The 24,979-nt window shown below is 25.7% G+C and carries 24 protein-coding genes; all 24 read left to right on the top strand.

The window, feature by feature from the left end:
* The 24 genes from wecB (at position 1) to ACYQ1T_RS03420 (ending at position 24,977) form a co-directional block, all read left to right on the top strand.
* On the top strand, positions 1 to 1,125 hold the full coding sequence (wecB, locus tag ACYQ1T_RS03535) for a non-hydrolyzing UDP-N-acetylglucosamine 2-epimerase (RefSeq protein WP_459831850.1): 1,125 nt from the start codon (positions 1 to 3) through the stop codon (positions 1,123 to 1,125).
* 125 nt (positions 1,126 to 1,250) lie between these two features.
* Positions 1,251 to 2,288: an acyltransferase family protein gene (locus ACYQ1T_RS03530; protein ID WP_459831847.1), complete on the top strand. Its 1,038-nt coding sequence runs from the start codon at positions 1,251 to 1,253 to the stop codon at positions 2,286 to 2,288.
* A 1-nt stretch (position 2,289) separates the two neighbouring features.
* Positions 2,290 to 3,249 carry a glycosyltransferase family 2 protein gene (locus ACYQ1T_RS03525; protein ID WP_459831845.1) on the top strand — a complete coding sequence of 320 codons (960 nt, stop codon included), beginning with the start codon at positions 2,290 to 2,292 and terminating at the stop codon, positions 3,247 to 3,249.
* Between the two features lie 27 nt (positions 3,250 to 3,276).
* Positions 3,277 to 4,137 carry a glycosyltransferase gene (locus tag ACYQ1T_RS03520; RefSeq protein WP_459831842.1) on the top strand — a complete coding sequence of 287 codons (861 nt, stop codon included), beginning with the start codon at positions 3,277 to 3,279 and terminating at the stop codon, positions 4,135 to 4,137.
* A 27-nt stretch (positions 4,138 to 4,164) separates the two neighbouring features.
* Positions 4,165 to 5,262 (top strand): glycosyltransferase family 4 protein, encoded by a 1,098-nt coding sequence (locus ACYQ1T_RS03515; protein WP_459836439.1) that lies wholly within the window; start codon positions 4,165 to 4,167, stop codon positions 5,260 to 5,262.
* A complete protein-coding gene (locus ACYQ1T_RS03510; RefSeq protein WP_459831840.1) occupies positions 5,255 to 6,337 on the top strand; it encodes a glycosyltransferase family 2 protein in 1,083 nt (360 codons plus the stop codon). Before ACYQ1T_RS03515 ends, ACYQ1T_RS03510 begins: the two co-directional genes overlap by 8 nt.
* A 15-nt stretch (positions 6,338 to 6,352) precedes the next feature.
* Positions 6,353 to 7,507: an O-antigen ligase family protein gene (locus ACYQ1T_RS03505; protein ID WP_459831838.1), complete on the top strand. Its 1,155-nt coding sequence runs from the start codon at positions 6,353 to 6,355 to the stop codon at positions 7,505 to 7,507.
* A 54-nt stretch (positions 7,508 to 7,561) separates the two neighbouring features.
* Complete coding sequence (locus ACYQ1T_RS03500) at positions 7,562 to 8,524, top strand: glycosyltransferase family 2 protein (protein ID WP_459831836.1); 963 nt, start codon at positions 7,562 to 7,564, stop codon at positions 8,522 to 8,524.
* Positions 8,521 to 10,044 (top strand): lipopolysaccharide biosynthesis protein, encoded by a 1,524-nt coding sequence (locus tag ACYQ1T_RS03495; protein ID WP_459831834.1) that lies wholly within the window; start codon positions 8,521 to 8,523, stop codon positions 10,042 to 10,044. The genes ACYQ1T_RS03500 and ACYQ1T_RS03495 overlap by 4 nt, the downstream gene beginning before the upstream one ends.
* Positions 10,045 to 10,064: 20 nt before the next feature.
* On the top strand, positions 10,065 to 11,048 hold the full coding sequence (locus tag ACYQ1T_RS03490) for a polysialyltransferase family glycosyltransferase (RefSeq protein WP_459831832.1): 984 nt from the start codon (positions 10,065 to 10,067) through the stop codon (positions 11,046 to 11,048).
* A 52-nt stretch (positions 11,049 to 11,100) separates the two neighbouring features.
* Positions 11,101 to 12,141: an N-acetylneuraminate synthase gene (gene neuB / locus ACYQ1T_RS03485; protein ID WP_459831830.1), complete on the top strand. Its 1,041-nt coding sequence runs from the start codon at positions 11,101 to 11,103 to the stop codon at positions 12,139 to 12,141.
* A gap of 9 nt (positions 12,142 to 12,150) precedes the next feature.
* Complete coding sequence (neuC, locus tag ACYQ1T_RS03480) at positions 12,151 to 13,296, top strand: UDP-N-acetylglucosamine 2-epimerase (RefSeq protein ID WP_459831827.1); 1,146 nt, start codon at positions 12,151 to 12,153, stop codon at positions 13,294 to 13,296.
* Positions 13,297 to 13,322: 26 nt separating this feature from the next.
* Positions 13,323 to 13,949: an acetyltransferase gene (locus ACYQ1T_RS03475; RefSeq protein WP_459831824.1), complete on the top strand. Its 627-nt coding sequence runs from the start codon at positions 13,323 to 13,325 to the stop codon at positions 13,947 to 13,949.
* Positions 13,950 to 13,965: 16 nt separating this feature from the next.
* Entirely contained in the window at positions 13,966 to 15,219 is a 1,254-nt protein-coding gene (locus tag ACYQ1T_RS03470; protein WP_459831821.1) for a cytidylyltransferase domain-containing protein, read from the top strand.
* Between the two features lie 88 nt (positions 15,220 to 15,307).
* Complete coding sequence (locus tag ACYQ1T_RS03465) at positions 15,308 to 16,240, top strand: LCP family protein (RefSeq protein ID WP_459831819.1); 933 nt, start codon at positions 15,308 to 15,310, stop codon at positions 16,238 to 16,240.
* Between the two features lie 381 nt (positions 16,241 to 16,621).
* On the top strand, positions 16,622 to 17,299 hold the full coding sequence (locus tag ACYQ1T_RS03460; RefSeq protein WP_459831817.1) for a YveK family protein: 678 nt from the start codon (positions 16,622 to 16,624) through the stop codon (positions 17,297 to 17,299).
* A gap of 11 nt (positions 17,300 to 17,310) precedes the next feature.
* Positions 17,311 to 17,964, top strand: a complete 654-nt coding sequence (locus ACYQ1T_RS03455; RefSeq protein ID WP_459831814.1) for a CpsD/CapB family tyrosine-protein kinase — start codon at positions 17,311 to 17,313, stop codon at positions 17,962 to 17,964.
* Positions 17,965 to 17,972: 8 nt separating this feature from the next.
* On the top strand, positions 17,973 to 18,746 hold the full coding sequence (locus ACYQ1T_RS03450; RefSeq protein ID WP_459831811.1) for a tyrosine-protein phosphatase: 774 nt from the start codon (positions 17,973 to 17,975) through the stop codon (positions 18,744 to 18,746).
* Between the two features lie 167 nt (positions 18,747 to 18,913).
* Positions 18,914 to 20,698, top strand: coding sequence for a polysaccharide biosynthesis protein (locus ACYQ1T_RS03445; RefSeq protein WP_459831808.1), 1,785 nt, complete (start codon positions 18,914 to 18,916; stop codon positions 20,696 to 20,698).
* A 41-nt stretch (positions 20,699 to 20,739) separates the two neighbouring features.
* The gene (locus ACYQ1T_RS03440) at positions 20,740 to 21,303 is read left to right on the top strand and encodes a NeuD/PglB/VioB family sugar acetyltransferase (RefSeq protein ID WP_459831806.1); all 564 of its coding nucleotides are present in this window, start codon (positions 20,740 to 20,742) and stop codon (positions 21,301 to 21,303) included.
* 46 nt (positions 21,304 to 21,349) lie between these two features.
* On the top strand, positions 21,350 to 21,961 hold the full coding sequence (locus ACYQ1T_RS03435; RefSeq protein ID WP_459831804.1) for a sugar transferase: 612 nt from the start codon (positions 21,350 to 21,352) through the stop codon (positions 21,959 to 21,961).
* 52 nt (positions 21,962 to 22,013) lie between these two features.
* Positions 22,014 to 22,925, top strand: coding sequence for an NAD-dependent epimerase/dehydratase family protein (locus ACYQ1T_RS03430; RefSeq protein WP_459831802.1), 912 nt, complete (start codon positions 22,014 to 22,016; stop codon positions 22,923 to 22,925).
* Positions 22,900 to 24,027: a glycosyltransferase family 4 protein gene (locus ACYQ1T_RS03425; protein WP_459831800.1), complete on the top strand. Its 1,128-nt coding sequence runs from the start codon at positions 22,900 to 22,902 to the stop codon at positions 24,025 to 24,027. Before ACYQ1T_RS03430 ends, ACYQ1T_RS03425 begins: the two co-directional genes overlap by 26 nt.
* A 29-nt stretch (positions 24,028 to 24,056) precedes the next feature.
* Complete coding sequence (locus tag ACYQ1T_RS03420) at positions 24,057 to 24,977, top strand: ATP-grasp fold amidoligase family protein (protein ID WP_459831798.1); 921 nt, start codon at positions 24,057 to 24,059, stop codon at positions 24,975 to 24,977.
* The last annotated feature ends 2 nt before the right edge of the window (positions 24,978 to 24,979 follow it).

Below are 24,979 nucleotides of genomic sequence, written 5' to 3'. Positions count from 1 at the left end.
ATGAAGAAGTTAAAAGTAATGACAGTAGTTGGTACAAGACCAGAAATAATTAGATTAGCTGCCGTTATAAATAAATTAGAACAATCAAAAGCTATTGAACATATATTAGTTCACACTGGTCAAAATTATGACTATGAATTAAATGAAGTATTTTTTAATGATTTTAAATTAAGAAAACCAGATTATTTTCTTAATGCAGCTACTGGAACAGCAGTAGAAACTATAGGAAATATACTTGTTAAAATAGATCCAATAATGGAAGAAGTAAAACCAGATGCATTCCTAGTACTTGGGGATACCAATAGTTGTCTTACTGCAATAGCAGCTAAAAGAAGACACATTCCTATATTCCATATGGAAGCAGGAAATAGATGTTTTGACCAAAGAGTACCAGAGGAAACTAATAGGAAAATTGTAGACCATACATCAGATATAAATTTAACTTATAGTGATATAGCAAGAGAATATTTACTTAGAGAAGGATTGCCAGCAGATAGAGTAATAAAAACAGGAAGCCCTATGTTTGAAGTTATTAGTTCAAGAAAAGAAGATATAGAAAAATCAGATGTATTAGAAAGATTAAATTTAAAAGAAGGACAATATTTTGTAGTATCAGCTCATAGAGAAGAAAATATAAGTTCAGAAGTAAACTTCTTAAATTTAGTTGACAGCTTAAATGCAGTAGCAGAGAAATATAATATGCCTGTAATAGTAAGTACACATCCTAGAACTAGAAAAATGATAGATTCAATGGGAATTAAATTTAATTCTTTAATATCACTTATGAAGCCACTTGGATTCAATGATTATGTAAAGCTTCAAACAAAAGCAAAGGCAACACTAAGTGATAGTGGAACTATAAGTGAAGAATCATCAATTTTAGGATTTAGAGCACTTAATATAAGACAAGCTCATGAAAGACCTGAAGCAATGGAAGAAGCTTCTGTTATGATGGTTGGACTTGAAAAAGAGAGAATATTACAGGGGTTAGAAGTACTTGAAAGTCAAGATATAGATACTTTAAGAAGAGTAGCAGATTATAGTATGCCTAATGTATCAGATAAAGTACTTAGAATAATATTATCTTATACTGATTATGTGAATAGAGTTGTTTGGGATAAATAGAATAAAAAGTTTTATTAATAGTGAGATATAGCTTTATAAAAAGATAAAGATATAATTTGATAGAACATTTGAAACTATTAGTTAGATATATAGTTTAAAAAGTATTTATATAGAGGGGTGAAGGTATGATAGATTGGAAATACTATAGTAAAAAATGTACAATGTATTCAGTTATTCTAACAATAATGGTTGTATATATACATGCATTAAACTATAAAGTATACCCAATTAGAACAGAATATGGATTTTTAGGTAAATTTGTATTTAATATTGAATATTTACATTTTTGTATATCACGTGTTGCAGTAACATCATTTTTAATAATTTCAGGATTTAATTTCTTTAAAAATTATAATTATAGTAAAACTGTAGATAAATATAAAAATAGATTTAGAAAATTGGTAATACCATATATTTTTTGGCAAAGTATAATGTGGATATATTTAGTATTGTTAATAAGTATACCACAACTTAAATCAGCAATGAATAGCAATAATAAAGAACTTTCATTTATTAGTTGGTTAGGTTTTCTTATAGATGGTTCAGAAACACCATTATGGTATGTGAAGAATTTAATTATAATAGTAGCTATATCACCTTTAATTTACTCATTTTTAAAATATAAAATTGGAGGTATAATATTATTTTTAATTTTAATTTTCACTTGGATTTTTCATCCTTATGATGAATTTTCAATATTGTATTCAACTATATTTTATACAATTGGAGGTTACTTTGGAATTCATAGTAAAAAACTATTTACAAATAGAATTACTAAGAGAAAATCCATAGTATCTTTAGTGTTATTTATTTTTTTGACTGCAATAAATTATTCTTTTCATGTTACTGATTCAATTAATTTTGGGATTTTATATTTTATTCCATATTCTTTAAGTGGATGGTATGCTTTTGATATTTTGAATTTATCAAAATATTCAGTGAATAAGTATATGAAAATGAGCTTTTTAGTATATTGTGGACATTACTTATTGCAAGAGACATTAGAGAAACTTTTTTTAATTATTTTTGGTAAAAGTGCTTTTATGGCTTTAATTGATTTTCTATTTATGCCTATAATTACAATTGCAATTATATTATGTTTAGGAAATTTATGTAGAGAAAAAGTTTCTAGATTTTATAGTCTAATAACAGGAGGTCGATAATATGCCAAAGGTTAGTGTAATTATTCCAATATATAATGTTGAAGCATATATTGAAGAGTCTCTAAAATCAGTTTGTGAACAAAATTTTAATGATTTTGAAATAATTATTGTAAATGATGGGACTAAAGATGCTTCTATGGAGATTATTGATGAAATATTAAAAACATATGATGGAGCTTATAAAATAATAAATCAAAATAATTTAGGGTTACCTGCAGCGAGAAATGCTGGAATAAGGGAGGCCGAAGGTGAATTTATATGTTTTATTGATTCAGATGACATAATTTCAAAAAACTTTTTGAAGAATCAGTATGAATATATAATTGAAAATAAGTTAGATGTATGTTTTTGTGATTTTGAAGAAACTAAAATAGAAAATCGCTATGGAATAAATAAAAAAACTTATAAAAATGAAGTAATAGAAATAAAAGACTTATTAAAAGGGGCTCTAATAAGAAAGTATAAGATTCATTGTTGTACATTACTTATTAGGAGGGCATTTTTAGAAAATAATTCATTATACTTTAATGAAGAATTAAAATATGGTGAAGATGTACAATTTATGTGGAGATTATTTCCAATACTAACTCAAATAGGACATATTAATTCAAAAGACTATAAATATTTGATAAGATCTAATTCTTTAATGACTAATCAAAATATAAATAAGGTACTAATTTTACAAAAAGAGATGAATAGGATATTAAGTAAGTTAAAAAAAGTATATCCAGAATATATTAATATATTTAAATATCTACAACCAAGGATAGAATTTGGATGTATTCATTCTTTTACAAAACAAGTTCAAAATTATAATGATTATCTAGATATGATTAATAAGTTAAATTATAAGAAAATTGTAAAGCAACTACTTAGATTTCCAGATATTAAGATAAGAATTTTAGTAAGTATTCTTTATATTAATCCTAAAATTTTTTATAAGATATTTAAAAAAATTTAATTTCATGAAAAGTTTAAGAGGTGAGAAATGGAAAATAAAAAATATGGTGGAGTTGTCGTATTATATAATCCAGATAACTCGGTATTAAAGAATATAAAAACTTATATAGATGAATTAGATATTCTATATGTAATAGATAATTCTAACAATATAAATACAGAGTTAATTAGATGTATAAAAGAAAATAAAAAGTGTAAATATTTATCATTAGATAATAATAAAGGATTAGCGATAGCATTAAATATAGGTTGTAATAATGCAATAAATGATAATTGTGATTATATATTAACAGTTGATCAAGATTCTTATTTTAAAGAAAATGCAGTAAAGAAGATGAAAAATTTCATTGAAAATTCTAATAATGAATATGCAATTGTTGCTCCAAATGTTTGTCTTTTATATCCAGAAAATAAAAGTTACACAATAATTAAGGATAACAAAAATAAAATTTGTAATTGGGTAATGACTTCAGGAAGTATTATGAAAACTGAGAATTTTAAGTTAACTAATAAGTTTGATGAAAAATTATTTATCGAGCATATTGATATAGATATAGGAATGCAGTTTAAAAATTTGGGATTAAAAATAATTAGATTAAGTGATTCAATTATATATCAAAGGCAAGGTAATTCTCGAGAAAAAAATTTTTTAATGAAAAAAGTTCATCCATTATTTGACAAACCTGTACGTACATATTATTTATTTAGAAATCATTTTTATTTAATTAATAAGTATAATAAAGAATATAAAAATTTTTCAAATGTAAATTTATTATATATTGTAACAAAAATATTTCTTTATGAGAATAAAAAAATTGAAAGATTTAAAATGATATATAGAGGAATTTGTGATGCTAGAAAAGGTAAAATGGGTGAATATAGAAATTAAATATAGGAGTGATAACTATTGAAAATTATGCTAATAACTCAAAATTTAGCTCCATTTCGTATGGAATGGGTAAATGAATTATCCAAGTATGCAGATATAACTGTATATCATATTAATGAATATGAAAAGATTGTAAATAGTAAATATACAAACTTTACTCCGAATATAGATAAATGTGAAGATATATCAATAAATATATTAAGGAAAGTCAAGTTATTTAATTATAAAAAAATATTAAAAGAGAAAGTAGATGTATTAATAATTGATGGGTATGGTTTTATTGCCCAAGTAATATTAATTATATTATTAAAATTACTTAAAAGAAAATATATATTATCTGTTGATGGAGGATTTATAAATAAAAAAGAAAATAAATTAAAAAGATTTTTTAAAAAAATAATAATATCATCTCCTAGTAATTATCTTAGTACATCAAAATTTACAGATAAATATTTAGAACACTATGGAGCAGATGTAAATAAAATATATAGACATTACTTTTCTTATGTACATAAAGAAGATATATTAAAATTCCCAATAAAATATATAGATAAAAATATTTATAAAAAGAAGCTTGGGTTAGAGAACAAAGTTACAATAGTTTCCGTAGGTAGATATGAGCATAGAAAAGGATTTGATATTTTACTTAACTCAATTAAAAATATTAAAGAAGATATTCAGGTATTAATAATTGGAGGTAATGAAAATGAAGAGTATAGTGAGTTATTAACAGGAATTGAAGATAAGGTACATTTTATTAATTTTTGTAATAAGGAGTTATTAAAAGAATATTATTGTGCAAGTGATATATTTGTATTACCAACAAGATATGATATATGGGGCCTTGTAATAGGTGAGGCTATGTCGTATGGATTACCTATTATTACAACAGATAAGTGTCTAGCTGGGATTAGTATGATTAAAAATGAAGAAAATGGATTTATAGTACCAATAAATAATTCGAATAGAATAGAATCAGCATTAAGGGAATTAATTGTTAATGAAAATTTAAGATATAATATGGGAAAAAATAATATAAATAAAATAAAAAAATATTCTATAGAAAATTCTTCAAAAATAGATATTGAGAATTTCAAAAAATATATAGGTGAAAAATATGAATAATGATAAAAATAATGATATTTTAGTTAGTATAATTGTTCCAATATATAACAGTGAAAAATATCTTGAGAAATGTGTACAGTCATTAATAAATCAAAATTTTGATAATTACGAAGTACTTTTAATAAATGATGGAAGTAAAGACTCTTCATATAAAATATGTAAAGAATATGATAATAAATATAACTATATTAAGGTATTTAATAAAGAAAATGGTGGAACTTCATCAGCTAAAAATATGGGAATTGAAAAAGCTAGAGGAGAATGGATAGTTTTTGTTGATTCTGATGATTATATTGATTCAAATTATATTAGTACTCTTATAAATAATATAAATGATAATATTGATTTAGTAGCATGTGGTTTCGTAATTGAATATTTAAAAGATAATTACTTTGTTAATATTAGTCTGCCGGAAAATAAAGAATATATAAAAAGTAATGAAATAAAAGATGGAATTTATGAATTAGATTATAATGCATTACTAAATGTAAATGTATCTAAAATATATAGAAGAAGAATATTAAAAGAGAAAAATATTTTGTTCAATGAGAAATTGAATACAGGAGAAGATTTAGTATTTAATTGTGAATATATAAAAAATATAAGAGGGTTATTACTATTAAAAGATATTATTTATCATTACGTTAGAAGAGATGAAGTATCACTAGTAAATACCTATAGAGAAAACTTAATAGAGATGGTTAATAAATGTAACATAGCAAGATATAATCTTTATGAATTTTATAGTATGAATTATGGAAAATATGAAATGCTATATGCTAGATCTTATATAGATTATATTGCAACATGTGTACCCAATTTATATAGAAGTAATTGTTGTATGAGTAAAAAACAAAAAGAAATAAGTATAAAGAGAATATTAGATGATGAAAAACTTCAAAAATATATAAGATTATATGATGGTAAATTTGGAGTTATTACAAAATTATTTTTAATAATGTGTAAGATCAAAAATGTAAAAATATTCAATTTAGTTTATACTATTTTATTTTTTATAAGATATAAATTTGAATCGATATATAGAAAAATTAGAAAAAAAATACAAATAAATTAATTGAAGGGATATATTATGAAAATAAGTGAATTTTACAATACAAAAAATAGTAAAACAGACATATTTTTAGCAATGGTTATTTTCTATTCAAATATAACTTATTATCCTTTTTTTACCTCAATAGAATTAGTAAATATTATTACTAGAATGCTTTGGATATTATTATTTTTAGTATTGATATTTAAAAATAGAATAGTTAATAGAGGAATTATCAAATATATAGCATGTATATGTAGTTTTGATGTATATATTTTATTTTTAGAGATTATAACAGATAAAAATTATGTTTTTTCACGATTTGTTTATCCAATTAATTTATGTATTTTTATTATATTTATTGGTTCATATATTGGGATAAATATTAACGAAAACAAATTGAGATTTTATTTTAAATGGTACATTTATAGTAGTTTTATACTTAGCTTATTGATATATATAAACTATTTTATGGGTGTTAATTGGATTAATTCAATGGATACAATTGTTGTTCAAAAAAATAGCATAAGTATGGTGTTTTTACTATCTATAATTTTATTAATATTTGTCCATAAATTTAAAAAAAATTTATGGACAAATATATTAATAGTTTACTTTTCTATAATGTTAGTAATTATAAAAAGTAGAGCAGCACTTGTTGGACTTATATTAGTATTTATATATTTTTTTTTGAAATTAAAATTAAAACATAAAATAATAACAATATTTATTGTTATTATCTCTATCTTCTTTATTAATAAGTATACGAATTTATTAGATTATTTAATTTTTAATATTTTTCTTAATAATAGAGCTAAATATGGTATTGATGCTATTTCATCAGGAAGACAAGAGCATTTAAATATTTTTAAAGATCTTTTTGTAGAAAATCCTTTAATTGGAAGAGGATCATTTTATTTAGAGGCATTTCCATTAGCAAGTCTTATGTCATATGGTATTATAGGCTCTATTCCGATATTTATTATGTCTTTATTACCATTAGTAGATTTTATAAAAGCTAAGAATGAAAAAAAATGTTCAAATATAAGAATTATATTATTCATAATATGGGCAGTTATAATTTTAAATGGATTATTTGAAGAGCTTGCTCCATTTGGACCCGGAATAAAGTGTTATATATTATGGCTTTTTGTTGGAATATTGCAGGGATGTAAAATTAAGAGAAAAGTATAAAAAATATGATTTTAAATATATTGCAAAAGTATAGTTTTAAAATGAGGTGAAGTTGTGATTACAGTTATAGTTCCAGTATATAATGTTCAGAAGTATTTATCTAAATGTATAGATTCTATTATAAATCAAACATATAGGGATTTAGAAATTATATTAGTTAATGATGGCTCAACAGATATATCTGGAGAAATATGTGATAAGTATAAATTAAAGGATGATAGGATAAGAGTTATACATAAGAAAAATGGTGGACTATCTGAAGCTAGAAATGCAGGTTTAGATGTGGCTAAAGGAGATTATATAGCTTTTTTAGATAGTGATGATTGGGTAGATAAGGAATTATACGATACATTATATAAACTTTCAACAAAATATAATTCAGATATATCAATTTGCAATTTTAAATATTGTCATAATGAAGAAGAAAAATTAAATAATTCATATAAGGAAATAGTATATTCTAACATAGATGCTATGAAACAAATATATGATAAAAATTATATTCAAATTATAGTTGCTTGGAATAAATTATATAAAAGAGAAATATTTAATGACTTAAGATATCCAAAAGGAAAAATACATGAAGATGAGTTTTTAACACCTATTATACTATATAAAGCAAATAAAATTTCATATATAGAGAAGGAACTAATATATTATAGACAAACTCCTAATAGTATAATGAATAGGGAATTTAATATTACAAGATTAGATTATTTAGAGGCTTTGGATAATAGAATTAACTTTTTTAAAAGTAATAATTTAAACTATTTATATAAACAAACTGTAGCAACCAAAGTTTCAATTTTAATTAAATTTTATTATAAAGTTAAAGAAAGCAATATAGATAATAAATTTCAAGTTATGGAAAAATTAAATAATGACTTAGCAAAAATGAAATATGATTATATTAATATGTATAGTAAGAATAAAATTCAAATTTTAATATTTAAATTTTCTCCTGAATTATATAAAGTATTAGTATACTTTTTTTCTCAAATTAGGAGGATAAAATGAATAAAAAAAGATTAGCAATAAATATGCTAGCTAATATAATATCATTTATTGTAACTATGGGGATAAACTTTTTTCTATCCCCATATATAATAAGAACTGTAGGAAAAGAGGCATATGGCTTTGTAGGATTAGCAAATAATTTTGTAAGTTATGCTCAATTAGTTACTTTAGCTTTAAATTCAATGGCTGGTAGATTTATTACAATAAAAATACATCAAAATGATAATGAAGGAGCAAATAAATACTTTACATCAGTAGTTATAGCTAATACTCTAATGGCTATTACTATGTTAATTCCATCTATATTGGTAATAGTATTTATGAATAGGATAATAAATATACCGCAAGGAATATTAAAAGATGTTCAATTATTATGGATATTTATATTTGCTAACTTTTTAGTAAGTTTAATTACAGCAACATTTAGTATAGCTACATTTGTTAAAAATAGACTAGACTTATCTTCTATAAGAGATATACAATCTAATATTTTAAAAGTAATTATATTAATAGTTATGTTTTCTGTTTTAAAACCATCTGTATGGTATTTAGGATTATCTTCTCTAATATGTACAATATTTATAAGTGTATATAACATACATTATAAAAAGGTATTATTACCTCAAATAAACATACAGAAAAAATATTTTGATTTTTATTCATTAAAAGAATTAATTTTATCAGGTATATGGCATGTTATTATAAAATTAGGACAAATATTAACTGATGGAATAGATTTATTGATTACCAATCTATTTATAGATTCGGCATCTATGGGGATTTTAGCTATCGCAAAGACAGTTCCATCAGCTATAGGTAATTTGTTGGTGACAATAACACAAGTATTTTCACCTCAACTTACTATACATTATGCTAAAGGAAATATTAAGGAATTAATTAAAGATATTAAAATTTCTATGAAAATATCAGGTTTTTTTACTAATATTGCATTAGGTTTTACAATAACATTTGGAATGATGTTTTATTCACTATGGGTACCGGGAGAAAATATTGAGTTAATACAAAAAGCATCTATATTTACAATTTATGGATTGGTTGTTAGTGGAGGTGTAAATACACTGTTTGGAGTGTTTAGCTTAACAAATAAATTAAAAGTAAATTCATTTGTAATTTTAGCAAATGGATTATTGAATACAATAATAGTTTTTATATTAATTAAAACTACCAATTTAGGTATATTAGCAGTAGCAGGAGTAAGTACAACTACTGCATTAATTAGAAACTTAACATTTACACCTATGTATTCTGCAAAATGTTTAGGGGTTTCTATGAAGACTTTTTATGGAACTATTATTAGATATATGATTTCATCAATAATAGTTATAGTAGTTTTTGAAGTTATATCAATAAATATTAACTCATATAGCTGGATTAAATTTATACTAAGTGGTGCAGTATGCACTATTATTGGTAGTATAATAAATTATTTCTTCTTATTTGATAAGTTAGAGAGATTATACATTATAAATGTTGTAAAGAGTAAATTAAATAAGAAATAGTATTCAATCTAGGAGGATATATGAAAAAATTATATATATGTCATACTGTATACCATGTTTACATAATGCTATTAAAAGAAATAAAAAAGAATAATGTAATAGATATAATATTAATTGATAGTATACCTAAATATGATGAATTGAAGAAAAAGTTATTAGAAACAAAAAGATTTAATAATGTACAAGTTATAGAAGAAAAAAATATAGATATTAATATAGCTTCTAATAATTTATTAAAGAAATTAAGTAAAAATAAAGAAATATATAAAAGAGTATATAATCATATAAATTTTAACTACAATGAATATGATGAGATTTATATATTCAATGATTGGACTAAAGTAGGATATTATTTAATAACAGGAAAAATAAAGTATAACCTAATTGAGGATGGTTTAGATTCTTTAACTATTATAGATAAGCAAGCTAATATAGATAAAAGTATAAAGGGAAAAATATTAAACTTTTTTGATTTAAATATATTACCCTTTGGCCAATCTAAATATGCTAAATCTATTGAAGTTAATAGTTTAAAGGAACTAAAAATACCTAAAAATAAAGTTGTAGAATTACCAAGAGAGAATCTTGTGGAACAATTAACTGAAGAGGATAAAAAGTTTATTTATAATATATTTATTGATAATATAAGAACAATTGATACTTTAAAGAAAAGCCCAAATATTAACCTAATACTTACGCAACCTTTATATAAAGATAATTTAGTTAAGAGTGAAAAAAAACAAATTGAGATATATAGATATATTGCGAGTAAATTTTCTAATGAAGATAGTGTAGTTATTATAAAACCACATCCAAGAGATAATACTATATATAATTTTAAAAATGTATTAAGTATTACAAAAGAAATACCAATAGAAATATTTAATTTTAATAGTGATGTTAAGGTTGAGAATATTATTACTGTAACATCATGTTCTATAAATGGGGTTAACTTTGCTAAAAATAAAATTAGATTAGGATTTGAATTTTTAGAGAGTATATAAAGCATTATATATAGTTAAGTATTAAGCAATAGATAGGAAGGTGAATTTTAATATGGTTACAATAGGAAATAAAAAAATAGGAAAAGGAAATCCTACATATATAGTTGCTGAATTAGGGGTAAATCATAATGGGAATATGGATTTAGTTAAAGAGCTTATAGATAGAGCGAGTGAAGCAGGGGTAGACGCTATAAAATTCCAAAAGTTTAAAACAGAAGCATTAGTTACTAAAAGAGCACCAAAAGCAAAATATCAAGAAGTGACGACAGACGCATCAGAATCACAGTTTGATATGTTAAAAAGGTTGGAGCTTTCAGAAAATAGCTTGCAAGAGCTATATAATTATGCAAAGTTTAAGGGAATAGAGGCTTTTGCTACACCTTTTGATGATGAAAGTGTAGATTTTTTATATGATTTAGGAATAAAAGCATATAAGGTAGGATCAGGAGATATAACTAATATACCTATGCTACAAAAAATAGCTAAAAAAGGATTACCAATAATTCTTTCAGCAGGAATGTCAACGTTAGGAGAAATTGAAGATGCTTTAGAAGCTATTAGAAGTGAAGGAAACGAGAAAATAATTTTAATGCACTGTACATCTAATTATCCAACAAATGAAGATGATGTTAATTTAAAAGCAATGAATACAATGATGACAGCATTCCAATTACCTACAGGATATTCAGATCACACTATGGGTACAGCAGTATCTATAGCAGCCGTAGCAAGAGGTGCTGTAATAATAGAAAAGCATTTTACTTTAGATAGAAGTTTACCAGGGCCAGATCATAGTGCATCATTAGAACCTAAAGAGTTAAAGGAATTAGTTGATGGAATAAGAGCTGTTGAAAGGGCATTAGGTTCACCAATAAAAAAACCTAATAAATCTGAATTAGAAGTAAAACATGTGGCGCAAAAAAGTATAGTAGCTTTAAAAGAAATAAAGAAGGGAACTATAATAACAAAGGATATGGTAACAGTAAAAAGACCAGGTGGAGGAATAAAGCCTAAATATCTAGACTTAGTTATAGGAAGAGAAGCTAAAGTAGATATAAAAGAAGATTCTATTGTTACAATAGATATGATTTAAGGAGTTATTATGAGAAAAATATGTGTAATAACAGGAACTAGAGCCAATTATGGAAGACTAAAAACTGTAATGAATGAAATAATAAAACATCCTAAGCTAGAATTAAAGTTAATAGTTACAGGTATGCATTTAGTTCCGGAATTTGGATATACAGTACAGGAGATAGAAAATGACGGATATACTATAGATGCTAGAGTTGATATGCATCTTTCTAATGATACAGGAGCAGGGATGTGTAAGACATTAGGTCTTGGATTAATTGGTATGACACAAGCAATAGAAAATATTAATCCAGATGTAATACTGATCCTTGGAGATAGAGATGAAGATTTAGCAGGAGCTATTATTGGTGCACATATGAACATACCAGTTGCACATATACATGGTGGGGAAGTAACAGGGACAATTGATGAATCAATTAGACATGCTATAACGAAATTTTCACATATACATTTTGCAGCAACAGAAGAGAGTAAAGAAAGAATATTAAAATTAGGAGAAATAAGTGAAAATGTATTTAACGTTGGCTCTCCAGGGTTAGATTCAATATTAAATAGAGAATACAATACAAAAGAAGAAATATTCAAAAAATTCAAATTGGATACTTCTAAAAAATTAATAATAGTAGCACAACATCCAGTTACAACTCAAAGAGATGAATCAGAAGAACAAATGGTTAAAACAATGGAAGCAATAAAGGAAATAGAAGAACAAACAATATTAATTTATCCTAATGCTGATGCTGGTGGAAGAGAAATGATATCTGTAATTAACAGATATGAAAATCTTAACTTTTTAACTACATACAAAAATATTAATTTTGAAGATTATCTAAATTTATTAAAGTATGCAGACCTAATGATTGGAAATTCAAGTAGTGGAATAATGGAAGCTCCATCTTATAATTTACCTGTAATAAATATAGGTACAAGACAAGATGGAAGACAACAGTCTACAAACATAATAAATGTAACTTATGATAAAAATAAGATAAAATCTGCAATAGAAATAGCTCTATATAATAAAGAATTTATAGAAATGGTAAATAGCTGTGAAAATCCATATGGAGATGGAAAAACAGGGGAAAGAATAGCTAAAATATTATCAGAATTTGATATTAATAATAAGCTTACTCAAAAGAAAATATCTTATTAAAAGATAAATTGATTGGAGTTGGAAAAATGAAGAGATTAGCATTTATAGGTGCTGGAAGTCATTCAGATGCCGTTTTGCCAATGGTAGATTTACTTGAATATAAGTTTATTGGTTATTTTGATGATAAGGATAATAAGGAAAGAGATGGGTATCCAGTATTAGGAAAAATTAAAGATGTTATTAATTTTCTAGATAAAAAAGAAGTTGATTGTGTTTTAATTACAATTGGAGATAATGAAAAACGTAAAGAGATTTTTGATATGGTAGCAGAAAAGCATTATGATAAATTAATTAATGTAATAAGCAAAAATGCAATTGTATTAACACCTGAAAGTATAAAAGGAAAAGGAATATTTTTAGGACATGGAAGTTTTATAGGTGCTAAAGTACAACTAAATGATAATTGTATAGTTAACACAAATGCAGTAGTAGAACATCATACCATTATAGGAAAACATTGTAATATATCACCTGGAGCTACTATTAATGGATATTGCGTTTTAGGAGAAGGAAATTATATAGGAAGTAAAAGTGTAGTAATACAGCTAATAGAAATACCTAAATGGACAACTATAGGAGCCGGTGGAGTTGTTGTGAAATCTTTACATAAAAGTGGTACCTATGTAGGAGTACCTGTAAAAAAAATAAAGTAGTATTAAGGAGGAACATATGGAAAAAGCCATTGAGAATTTAATATGTATTATCCCAGCTAGAGCAGGGTCAAAGGGATTAAAGAGTAAAAATATGTTATACCTTGCAGGAAAGCCATTAATTTTTCATACTATTGATGCTGCAATAGAATCAGGATTATTTAAGAATGAAAATATATATGTTTCAACAGATTCTTTAGAATACAAAGAGATACTTGAAGCTAATAGACCTATAAAAGTAGTGTTAAGAGATCCGAAGTTAGCAACAGACGAATCTACAACATTTGATGTCTTAGAGGATTTCTTTAAAGATTTTGATGATAATATAAATTTTGTATTATGTCAACCAACCTCTCCATTGAGAACTGGAGAAACTATTATAAAGGCATATGAGGATTTTATAAATAGTGATTGTGATAATTTAGTAAGCTTTTCTCAATCTGATAAAGCATTAAAGCTATTTTCAAAAATAGGTGAAGATGGATGTCCAGCGGATATGATCGGAGTAGACAATGGATATAGAAGACAGGCGGCAGAGAAGCATTATTATAGTAATGGAGCTATTTATATTAGCAAGAAGAAAGAATATATAGAAAATAAAAGTTTTTTTACTAAAAATACAAAAGCTTTTATTATGGATAAAAGAGAATCCATTGATGTAGACGATAAAGATGATTTTATCAGAGCTGTTGGAAGTATTTATTTTGATTATAAAAAAAGAGAAATAGATAACAAAAGTTTTTATAAAGAAAAATACATTAATTTTAGCAATGAACTTTTACATAATAAATTAATAATTGGTGATTCTAGAATGGAGAAAATCAATTTAAATGGATTTAGTAATATTTCAGTAGGTGGAATCACACTACATACAGTTTATGAAAATATAGATTTAATTCTTAGTAATAGAAATTTTGATGAAGCTTTAGTTACACTAGGAGTTAATGATTTAATAACAAAATATAGTATAGAATCAATAAAGGATAAATTTGAAAAACTAATTTCAAATTTATTGGATAAAAATATTAAAGTTACACTTTCAAAAATAATTTATACTATATTTAGAGCAGAAGTAGATAATGAAGATATTATAGAATTAAATAAATATTTAGATAAATTAGCTAAGGAAAAAAATATAACTATAATAAATCCAAATGAAGTTGTTTGTGTTAATAATAAACTTAAGTTTGAATATACAACAGATGGTTTACATATGAATGATGAAGCTAAAAATCTTTTAAAAGACTTTTATAAAAAAGAGCTTAATATATAATGAAAAGTATCAATTTACTATATAAGGTTTAGAAGACTAATTTTCATATAAAACTTAATAGGTTGATATATTTAATGGGGAGATACATATGTCTAGAAGAGATAAAAATAAAAAGAAAGTATCTGTTGGTAAAAAGATAGCTATAGGAATCATATTATTTCTAGTAATAGCAGTAGCAGGTGGATATTTTTATGTTCATAATTTACTTGGAAAAGTGGATCAGGTAAAAATTGAGTCTACTCCAGAAGAATTAGGAATAGAGCCAGAGCTAGAGAAAAAGCATGGAGAAATTAAGAATATTGCATTATTTGGAATAGATGCACCAGATGGTGAAGTAGGAAGATCAGATGCCATTATGATTTTAACTTTAGATAGTACACATAATAAAATTAAGTTAACTTCTATTATGAGGGATTCATATGTGGATATTGATGGTAGAGGTATGGATAAAATAAATCATGCCTATGCTTTTGGTGGACCAGAGTTATCTATTAAAACTATAAATAAAAATTTCAATTTAAATATTAAGGATTTTATGGCTGTTAATTTTACTTCTCTACCTAATATAATAGATAAAATTGGAGGAGTAGAAATTAATATAACAGATGAAGAGGTAAGTCATGTAAGTGGAATATCGTCACCAGGAAAATATAATTTAACTGGAACTCAAGCCTTAGCTTATTCAAGAATAAGATATGCCACAGGGGGAGACTATAAGAGAACAGAAAGACAAAGAGTAGTTATTGAAGGTATTTTTAATAAGCTTAAAAATACACAAGTTTCTAACTACCCATCTTTTATAAGTGAATTTTTACCTTATGTTAAAACTAATATGTCTTCTATGGAGTTATTAAAATTAGGTACAGATTTTGCAGGTCTTGTATCAGGGGGAATAAATCAAGAGAGATTTCCTAGAGATGGACAAGGCGAAGGACAAATGATTAATGGAGTTTATTATTTAACATTTGATATAGAAAATGTTAAAAATTCCATGTATGAATATATATTTAATGACAAGTAGAAAAGACAGTAGATAGATTTTTAAAAGTAAATCTATCTATTGTCTTTTTTTTATTTAGATTTTTACTACAAATGTAGAAAATATTGCTAATAATCTGTAAAATTTATCTTAATTTATTTACATAAAGTTTATAGAGTTATATTTAGTGAATTCGACAAAATTATTACTTGGAATTTCGAGAATATTTTTAATAAAAAATGAATTTTTACCAAAAATAAAATCTAAATTTAAGAAAGGTTTATTAAATGAAATATATATGTCGAATAATAGGTTTTTAAATATGAACAAGTAGTAAAATGTAATTTTTCAGCGTAATTAATCTTTAATTAGATGATATAATCTTAAAAGAAATTAACTTACAGATTGAAGGAGTAGATTAAGTTGAATGAAGAAGTAATACGTATTGATGAGATTTTAGAGGCTCTTAAGAAAAGATGGAGATTTATAGCAATAATAACATTAGTAGCAATATTAGCTTCAGCTATATTAAGCTTTTTTATAATTAAGCCACAATATGAGGCAAGCACAAAGGTTTTTATAGGGAAAGAAGAAGGAGAAAATCAAAGCTATAACCAAAATGATGTATTAATGTATCAAAAACTTATGAAGACATATTCAGAAGCTATAAAGACAAAGGATTTAATTTCTAAAGCTACAAAGGAAGCTAAAGTCGACTTAAAGCCAGAGTCAGTACTTTCTAATTTAACTGTAGTACCTGTAGCAGATACACAAATATTACAAATAAAGTTTAAAAGTAAAGATCCTAAAGAAGCTGCAGATTTAATTGGAGCTATTACAGATGAATTTATTACTACATCAAAAGAGTTAGTTCCAAATGGAAATATAAAGATTATAGAAGAAGTGGAATTTCCTAAAAAGCCAGTAAGTCCTAATAAATTAATGAATATTGCAATAGCATTTTTACTAGGATTAATGGTAAGTGTAGGGTTAGTTTTATTATTAGAATTCTTAGATAACACCTTTAAAACAAAGGAACAATTAGAGAGAGAATTAGATATACCTGTAATTGGAGTAATTCCAACTATAGATGAAATATAAGGAGGAAAAACATGTTTATAGTAGAAAAAAAGCCAAAAGCAATTGCTTCAGAAAGTTATAGAACACTAAGAACTAATTTGCAATATTCCTCCTTTGATGAGAAATATAAAGTAATTGTAATAACAAGTTCAGAACAAGGAGAAGGTAAGTCAACAACAGCAGGAAACCTTGCACTTAGCTTTGCTCAAGGTGAAAAAAAAGTTATTTTAATAGATTGTGATTTAAGAAAACCATCAATTCATAAGAAGTTTAAAATTTCTAATTCAAATGGTTTGTCAGATGTATTAATAGGAAAAGAAAAAATAACAACAGCAGTTCATAGATATAATCAAAATATGTTTGTATTAACATCAGGAAAAATACCACCAAATCCATCAGAAATGCTAGGCTCTAAAGCTATGACTAAACTTTTAGAAACATTAAAGGAAGAATTTGATTACATTATATTAGATACTCCACCTGTACAAGCTGTTACAGATTCTCAAATACTTTCAACAAAGGCAGATGGAACTATATTAGTAGTTAAAGCAGAAAAAACTAAAAAAGATTCACTTCAAAATGCAATTGGATTACTTAGAAAAGTTAATGCTAATATAATTGGAACAGTTTTAAATAGTGTAGATAATAGTAGAAATAAATATTATTACTACTATGGTGAAAAGTAGGTGAGTGTATGGTAGATATACATTCACACTTAATATGGGATATAGATGATGGTTCAAAATCAAAAGAAATGACTCTTAATATGTTAAAAATAGCTGTGGAAAGTGGAACTAAAAAAATAGTTTCCACTCCACATTATATACCAGGACATTATGAAACTACTTATGAAGAAGTTAAAGAGAAAATAGAGAAAGTTAAGGTTCTTGCTAAAGAAAATAATTTAGATATAGAAATATATCAAGGACAAGAAGTTTACTACACAAGTAATATATTAGAAAACTATGAAAATGGATATATAGGAACAATAAACAATTCAAGATATATGCTTATAGAATTTAATATGAAAAACTTTTCTATTTCAGAGGTTTTAGAAAACCTTTATGAATTAAAGCTTAAGGGGATAGTACCAGTGATTGCACATCCTGAACGTTACCATATATTTATAAAAAAGAATATATTAGTAAATAAATTTATAGAAGAAGGCTTCTTATTTCAACTTAATACAGGAAGTATAACTGGAGATTTTGGGTCAGAAGTCAAAAAAACAGCAGAAATATTTATAAAAAATAAAATATATAACTTTATAGGCTCCGATGCTCATAGAGATGAAAAAAGAACAACAGATATGACTAAAGGATTAGAAATAATAAAAAAAACAGACAAAAACTATGTGAAAGAACTAAAGAAATTTGGAGAAAAGCTTTTAAATAATGAAGAAATTAAATTTACTGGAGAATTAATTAAAGAAAAAAAAGGACTATTTAGCTTTATAAGAAAAGGATAAGTTATTTCTAGAAAAATAATATAAATCAATAAGAGAATAAACTCAATTGTTTTGAAATGCTTATGGTAATAAAGGGGGTGTGACATATTAAAGATTTAGGTAAGTATAGAAAATCAATATTAATACTAATAGATGCAGTACTTATAAATTTATCTTATATATTAGCTATGTATTTTAGGTATAACTACAGTACATTTAGGGAATTATCATCAAATTATAAAGAAATAGCAATAATAGTAACAATTATATATATAGTTTGCTTTTATATATTTAAGCTATATGAAAGTATTTGGAGTTATGCCAGCATAGACGAATTTATGTTAGCTATAGGTGCTTGTTTAACTGCAAATTTATTAACAATAGCAGCAACTAGTATTATGTCTTATGGTTTTGCTTATGGAGTAAGCATAATTTCCTGTGCTTTTAGCATACTTTTCATATTTGGATTTAGAATATCCTTTAGAATCTACAATAGATTTACCAATATACTCGATTACAATGCCAATAAAAATCAATTAAAAAGAGCTAGGATAATTGGTGCTGGAGAGGCTGCAACCTTAGTTATAAAAGAAATGAAAAACAGCAAACAATGCAAATATTCTCCAATAGCTTTAGTTGATGATGATAAAAATAAAGTAGGAAAAAGTATATTAGGAGTAAAAGTACTAGGAACAAGAAAAGATATTCCTAAAATAGCTAAAGAAAAGAACATAGAAAATATAATAATAACAATTGCAGCTATTGATGAAAATGATAAAAAAGAAATTTTAAATATATGTAAAGAAACAGGGTGCAAAGTTCAAATAGTTCCAAACCTTTATGAAGTTATTGATGGAAAAGTAGCTTTAAATCAAATTAGAGATGTTGATATTGAAGATTTACTTGGAAGAAAGCCTATAGAACTAGATATGAAAGGAATATCAGAATATATAGATGGACAGTGTGTTTTGATAACTGGAGGGGGAGGCTCAATAGGGTCAGAATTATGCAGACAAGTTGCTAGATTTAATCCTAAAAGCCTTATTATCTTTGATATTTACGAAAATAATGCTTATGACATACAAAATGAACTTAGATATAAATATCCAAAGCTAAACTTAAAAGTGTTAATTGGATCAGTAAGAGATAAAAAAAGATTAGAGCATATATTTGAAGAATACAATCCAGAAGTAATCTTCCATGCAGCAGCACATAAACATGTTCCACTTATGGAAGATAGTCCAATTGAAGCCATTAAAAACAATGTATTTGGAACCTTTAATGTAGCAGAATGTGCAAATAAATTTAAAGCAAAAAGATTTGTACTAATATCCACAGATAAAGCTGTAAACCCAACAAATATTATGGGAGCTACAAAAAGAATGTGCGAAATGATTGTCCAATCTATGGATGAAATAAGCTCCACACAATTTGTAGCAGTAAGATTCGGAAATGTTTTGGGAAGTAATGGTTCAGTTATACCACTATTTAAAAAACAAATAGCACATGGAGGACCAGTTACAGTAACAGATAAAAATATAACTAGATTCTTTATGACAATACCAGAAGCTACGCAACTAGTACTTCAAGCTGGTGCCTTTGCAAAAGGTGGAGAAATATTTGTTTTAGATATGGGTAAGCCAGTTAAAATATATGACTTAGCATGTGATTTAATAACACTCTCAGGATTTGAACCAAATGAAGATATAAAAATTAAAGTAACAGGACTTAGACCAGGAGAAAAACTATATGAAGAACTTTTAATGAGTGAAGAAGGCTTAACAAATACAAAACATGAAAAAATATTTATTGGTAAGCCAATCTTTAGCGATATAAATGAATTAAAAAATTCAATGAAAGATTTACATAATATTATTGAAGAAAATAATATTCAAAAGCTAATTTTAAAAGTTGAAGAAATAGTTCCAACTTATGTTAGAAAGCAATTAGATGAAGTTGCAGTAGATGGATAAAAAAAGTATAGGGCTTATGGTAGAAAGAGTGTGATGTTTTTATGGAAAATTTATTAATATTAGGTGCTGGAGGCCATGGAAAAGTTGTAGCTGAAGCTGCTGAACTTGAAATGAAATACAATAAAATATCATTTCTTGATGATAGAGAATATATAAATAATATTTGCAATTTTCAAATTATTGGGAAAATTAACGAATACAACAAGCTGTTAAATAGTTATAAATATGCATTTGTTGCTATTGGAAACAATGAAAAAAGATTAGAACTTATAGATAAACTTATAAAGGTAGGCTTTAAAGTGCCAATTATTATTCATCCAAAGGCATCAGTAAGCAAATATAGCAATATAGCTTTAGGATCAATTATTTTAGCTAATGCTGTAGTAAATGTAAATACAACTATAGGAAAAGGTTGCATTATAAACATTAATTCAACCATAGATCACGACTGTAAAATATCAGATGGTGTTCATATTTCATCAGGTGCAGTTGTTAGAAGTATGGTGAAAGTAGGAGAATTATCAACAGTGGGTGCAGCAGCTTGTGTTAAATCAGGAAGCGTATTAAAGGAGAAATACTTTTTAAAAGAAGGATACGTTTTCTAAAAAATAGATATGCTTTTTAGAAATTAAAGAGGGGAATAGAGGGATTATGAGTAGGATTTTTGATGTTGTAATTAGTTTTATATTATTAATAATATTTTCACCAATAGTTGTTATAGTAGCAATTCTAATAAAACTAAATTCAAAAGGACCAGTATTTTTTACTCAAATGAGAATTGGTAAAAATAACAATTTATTTAAACTTTATAAATTTAGAACAATGAAGGTTGGAACTCCAAATCTAGCAACAGACAAGCTAGGAAATTCACAAAATTACTTAACTACTGTTGGAAAAATATTAAGAAAAACAAGCTTAGATGAAGTTCCACAACTAATAAATATAATCAAAGGCGATATGAGATTTGTTGGACCAAGACCAGCACTATACAATCAATACAACCTAAAAGAACTTAGAACAAAAGCAGGTGTACATGCACTACTTCCAGGAATAACAGGATGGGCACAAATAAATGGCAGAGACCATAACGATGATTTCCAAAAAACAGAGTTAGATAAATATTACTTAGAAAATAAATCTTTCAAATTAGATATGAAAATAACATTTATGACATTTTTTAAAGTTCTAAGAGCGGAAGGTATAGTTGAAGGGAAAAAGATACAAATAGAAGCAAGTCAAAGAAAAGATGAAATAAGCATTTAGTAAGTTAGTAAAACTAATTAACTATATGTAATAGAAAGAAGGTGGTTATAAAATGAAGAAAATACTTATTACTGGAGCAAATAGTTATATTGGTACAAGCTTTGAGAAGTGGGTAAAGCAATGGCCAGATGCCTATAAAGTTGAAACAGTTGACATGATAGATGGAACTTGGAGTAATAAAGATTTTTCAGAATTTGATGTAGTGTTTCATGTTGCAGGGATAGCTCATGTTTCTACAGATCCTAAAATGGAAGAGTTATATTATAAAGTTAATAGAGATCTTACTATAGAAGTTGCTAAAAAAGCAAAAAATGAAGGTGTTAAGCAGTTTATTTTTATGAGTAGCATTATTGTTTATGGTGATAGTAGTCATATTAATAAAAAACGTGTTATTGATAAAAATACAGTACCTACCCCTTCAAACTTCTATGGCATAAGTAAGCTACAAGCTGAAGAAGGAATACTTCCATTACAAGACGATAATTTCGATGTAGTAGTTATAAGACCACCTATGATATTTGGAAAAGGCTCAAAAGGTAATTATCCTAAACTTGCTAAGATGGCTCAGAAGTTACCAATATTTCCTGATATTAAGAATGAAAGAAGTATGCTTCATATAGATAACCTTTGTGAATTTATTAAACTTATGATCGTTAATGAAGAAAATGGAGTATTTTACCCTCAAAATGATGAGTATGTTGGAACAAGTGAGCTAGTTAAATTAATTGCTGGGGTTCATGGTAAGAGGATAGTGCTTACGAGAGTATTTAATCCTGCTTTGAGATTAATTGGTAATTTTGTAGGACAAATTAATAAGGCATTTGGTAATTTGGTTTATGAGAAGAGTATGAGTGAGTATAAGGTTGAGTATAGAGTTAGAGATTTGAAGGAAGCGGTTAGGGTGACTGAAGTAGAAACTGAAAGGGTAGTGTTGCAGCATGAAAAAAGTTCTAATATTAGTTAATCATGATGTGGTAATTTATAATTTTAGAAAAGAACTGGTAGAGCGACTTTTAAAAGATGGATATGAAGTATATATTTCCTCACCATATGGTGAACGTATTGATGATTTAGTAGTAATTGGATGTAAGCATATCGAAGCAAAGATTGCTCGGCACGGTACAAATGTAATAGAAGAATTAAAATTACTAAATTACTATAAGAAAATTATAAAAGAAATTAAACCAGATGTGGTTTTATCATATACAATTAAGCCTAACATTTATGGTGGAATGGCATGTAGAATATTAAAAGTTCCATACATAGCTAATATTACTGGTTTAGGTACAGCAGTTGAGCATAAGGGATTAATGCAGAATATAACGATGATTCTCTATAGAATTGCATTTAAGAAAATTAAATGTTTGTTTTTTCAGAACAATGAAAATAGACAGTTTTTTATAGATAAAAATCTTGCGGTGGACAAACATAGATTGATTCCAGGCTCAGGTGTTAATTTAGAACACTTTAGTGTTTTAGATTATCCAACTGATGAAACTGTAGAATTTGTTTTTATTTCAAGAATAATGAAGGAAAAAGGAATAGATCAATATATAGAAGCAGCACAGTTTATTAGAAATAAATATCCAAATACAAGATTCCATATATGTGGATTTTCTGAAGAAGCATATGAAGATATATTAGAAGAACTACAAGAGCAAGGAATTGTTACATATCATAGTATGCAAAGAGATGTACGAAAAATATTAGCTAAAACTCATTGTACAATACATCCAACATATTATCCCGAAGGAATGTCAAATGTTCTTCTTGAAAGTTCAGCATGTGGTAGACCAATTATTACAACTGATAGAAGTGGATGCAGAGAAGTAGTTGATGATGGATTTAATGGATTTATTGTGGAGCAACAGAATAGTAAAGATTTAATAGATAAGATTGAGAAGTTTTTAAAACTAAGCTATGAAGAGAAAAAACAGATGGGGTTAACTGGTAGGGCTAAGGTTGATAAAGAATTTGATAGACAAATTGTGGTTGAGGCTTATATGGATGAGATAGATAAGATTAATGCAAACACTAAACTTTCTATAAAGAATAAAAAAATATAGAGATAAATAGTTAACTTCGAAGTCTGTTAATGAAAGGAAAAGTTAGTATGGATTATAAGAAACTAATTAAAGATAGGAATATGCGACTTAAAATTCTATATCTATTAAATTGGATACCAGATAAAGAAATGATTAAATTTCAATATAAATTAAAAACAGGAAGAAAACTAAATCTAAAAAATCCTACTAGATATACTGAGAAACTCCAATGGTACAAGATTTATTATAGGGATTCAGTGATGGCACAGTGTGCTGATAAATATACTGTCCATGAATATGTAAAAAGTAAAGGATTAGAGAGTATTTTAAATGAAATATATGATGTTTATGATAATCCAAATGATATTAATTTTGATAAACTTCCAAATAAATTTGTTTTAAAAAGAACAAATGGTGGTGGCGGTAATGATGTATTAATTTGTAAAGATAAATCAAGATTTGATATAAAAAATGCCATTGAGAAGATGAAAACATGGACAGAAGTAAAAAATAATGGTGGAGGTCGTGAGTGGGTTTATTACAAAATAAAGCCACGTATAATAGCAGAAAAGTTTATTGAATCTGAAAATGATGATCTAATAGATTATAAATTTTTCTGTTTTAATGGTAAGCCGCATTATTTATATGTTATAAACGGAAGAAGACTTGGAGAAGAAATTAAACTTGGGATATTTGATTTAGAATATAATCAATTACCGTACTTTAGGGGTGATGAGAATAGAATGTTAAAATCACCTACTAAACCAGAAAATTTTGAACAGATGATAGATATTGCAAAGGAATTATCTGAGGATTTTCCGCATGTTAGAGTAGATTTATACAATGTAAAAGGCAAAATTATATTCGGGGAGTTAACATTCTTTGATGGAAGTGGTTATCAAACTTATGAACCTGATGAATTTGATTTTATAATGGGGGATAAATTTAAGTTGTCAAATGAATATCTATAATT

It is taken from the genome of Clostridium carnis, assembly GCF_054657435.1.
Note: the sequence above shows the minus strand (reverse complement) of the source record. Positions and strands in the feature narration are given on the sequence as shown.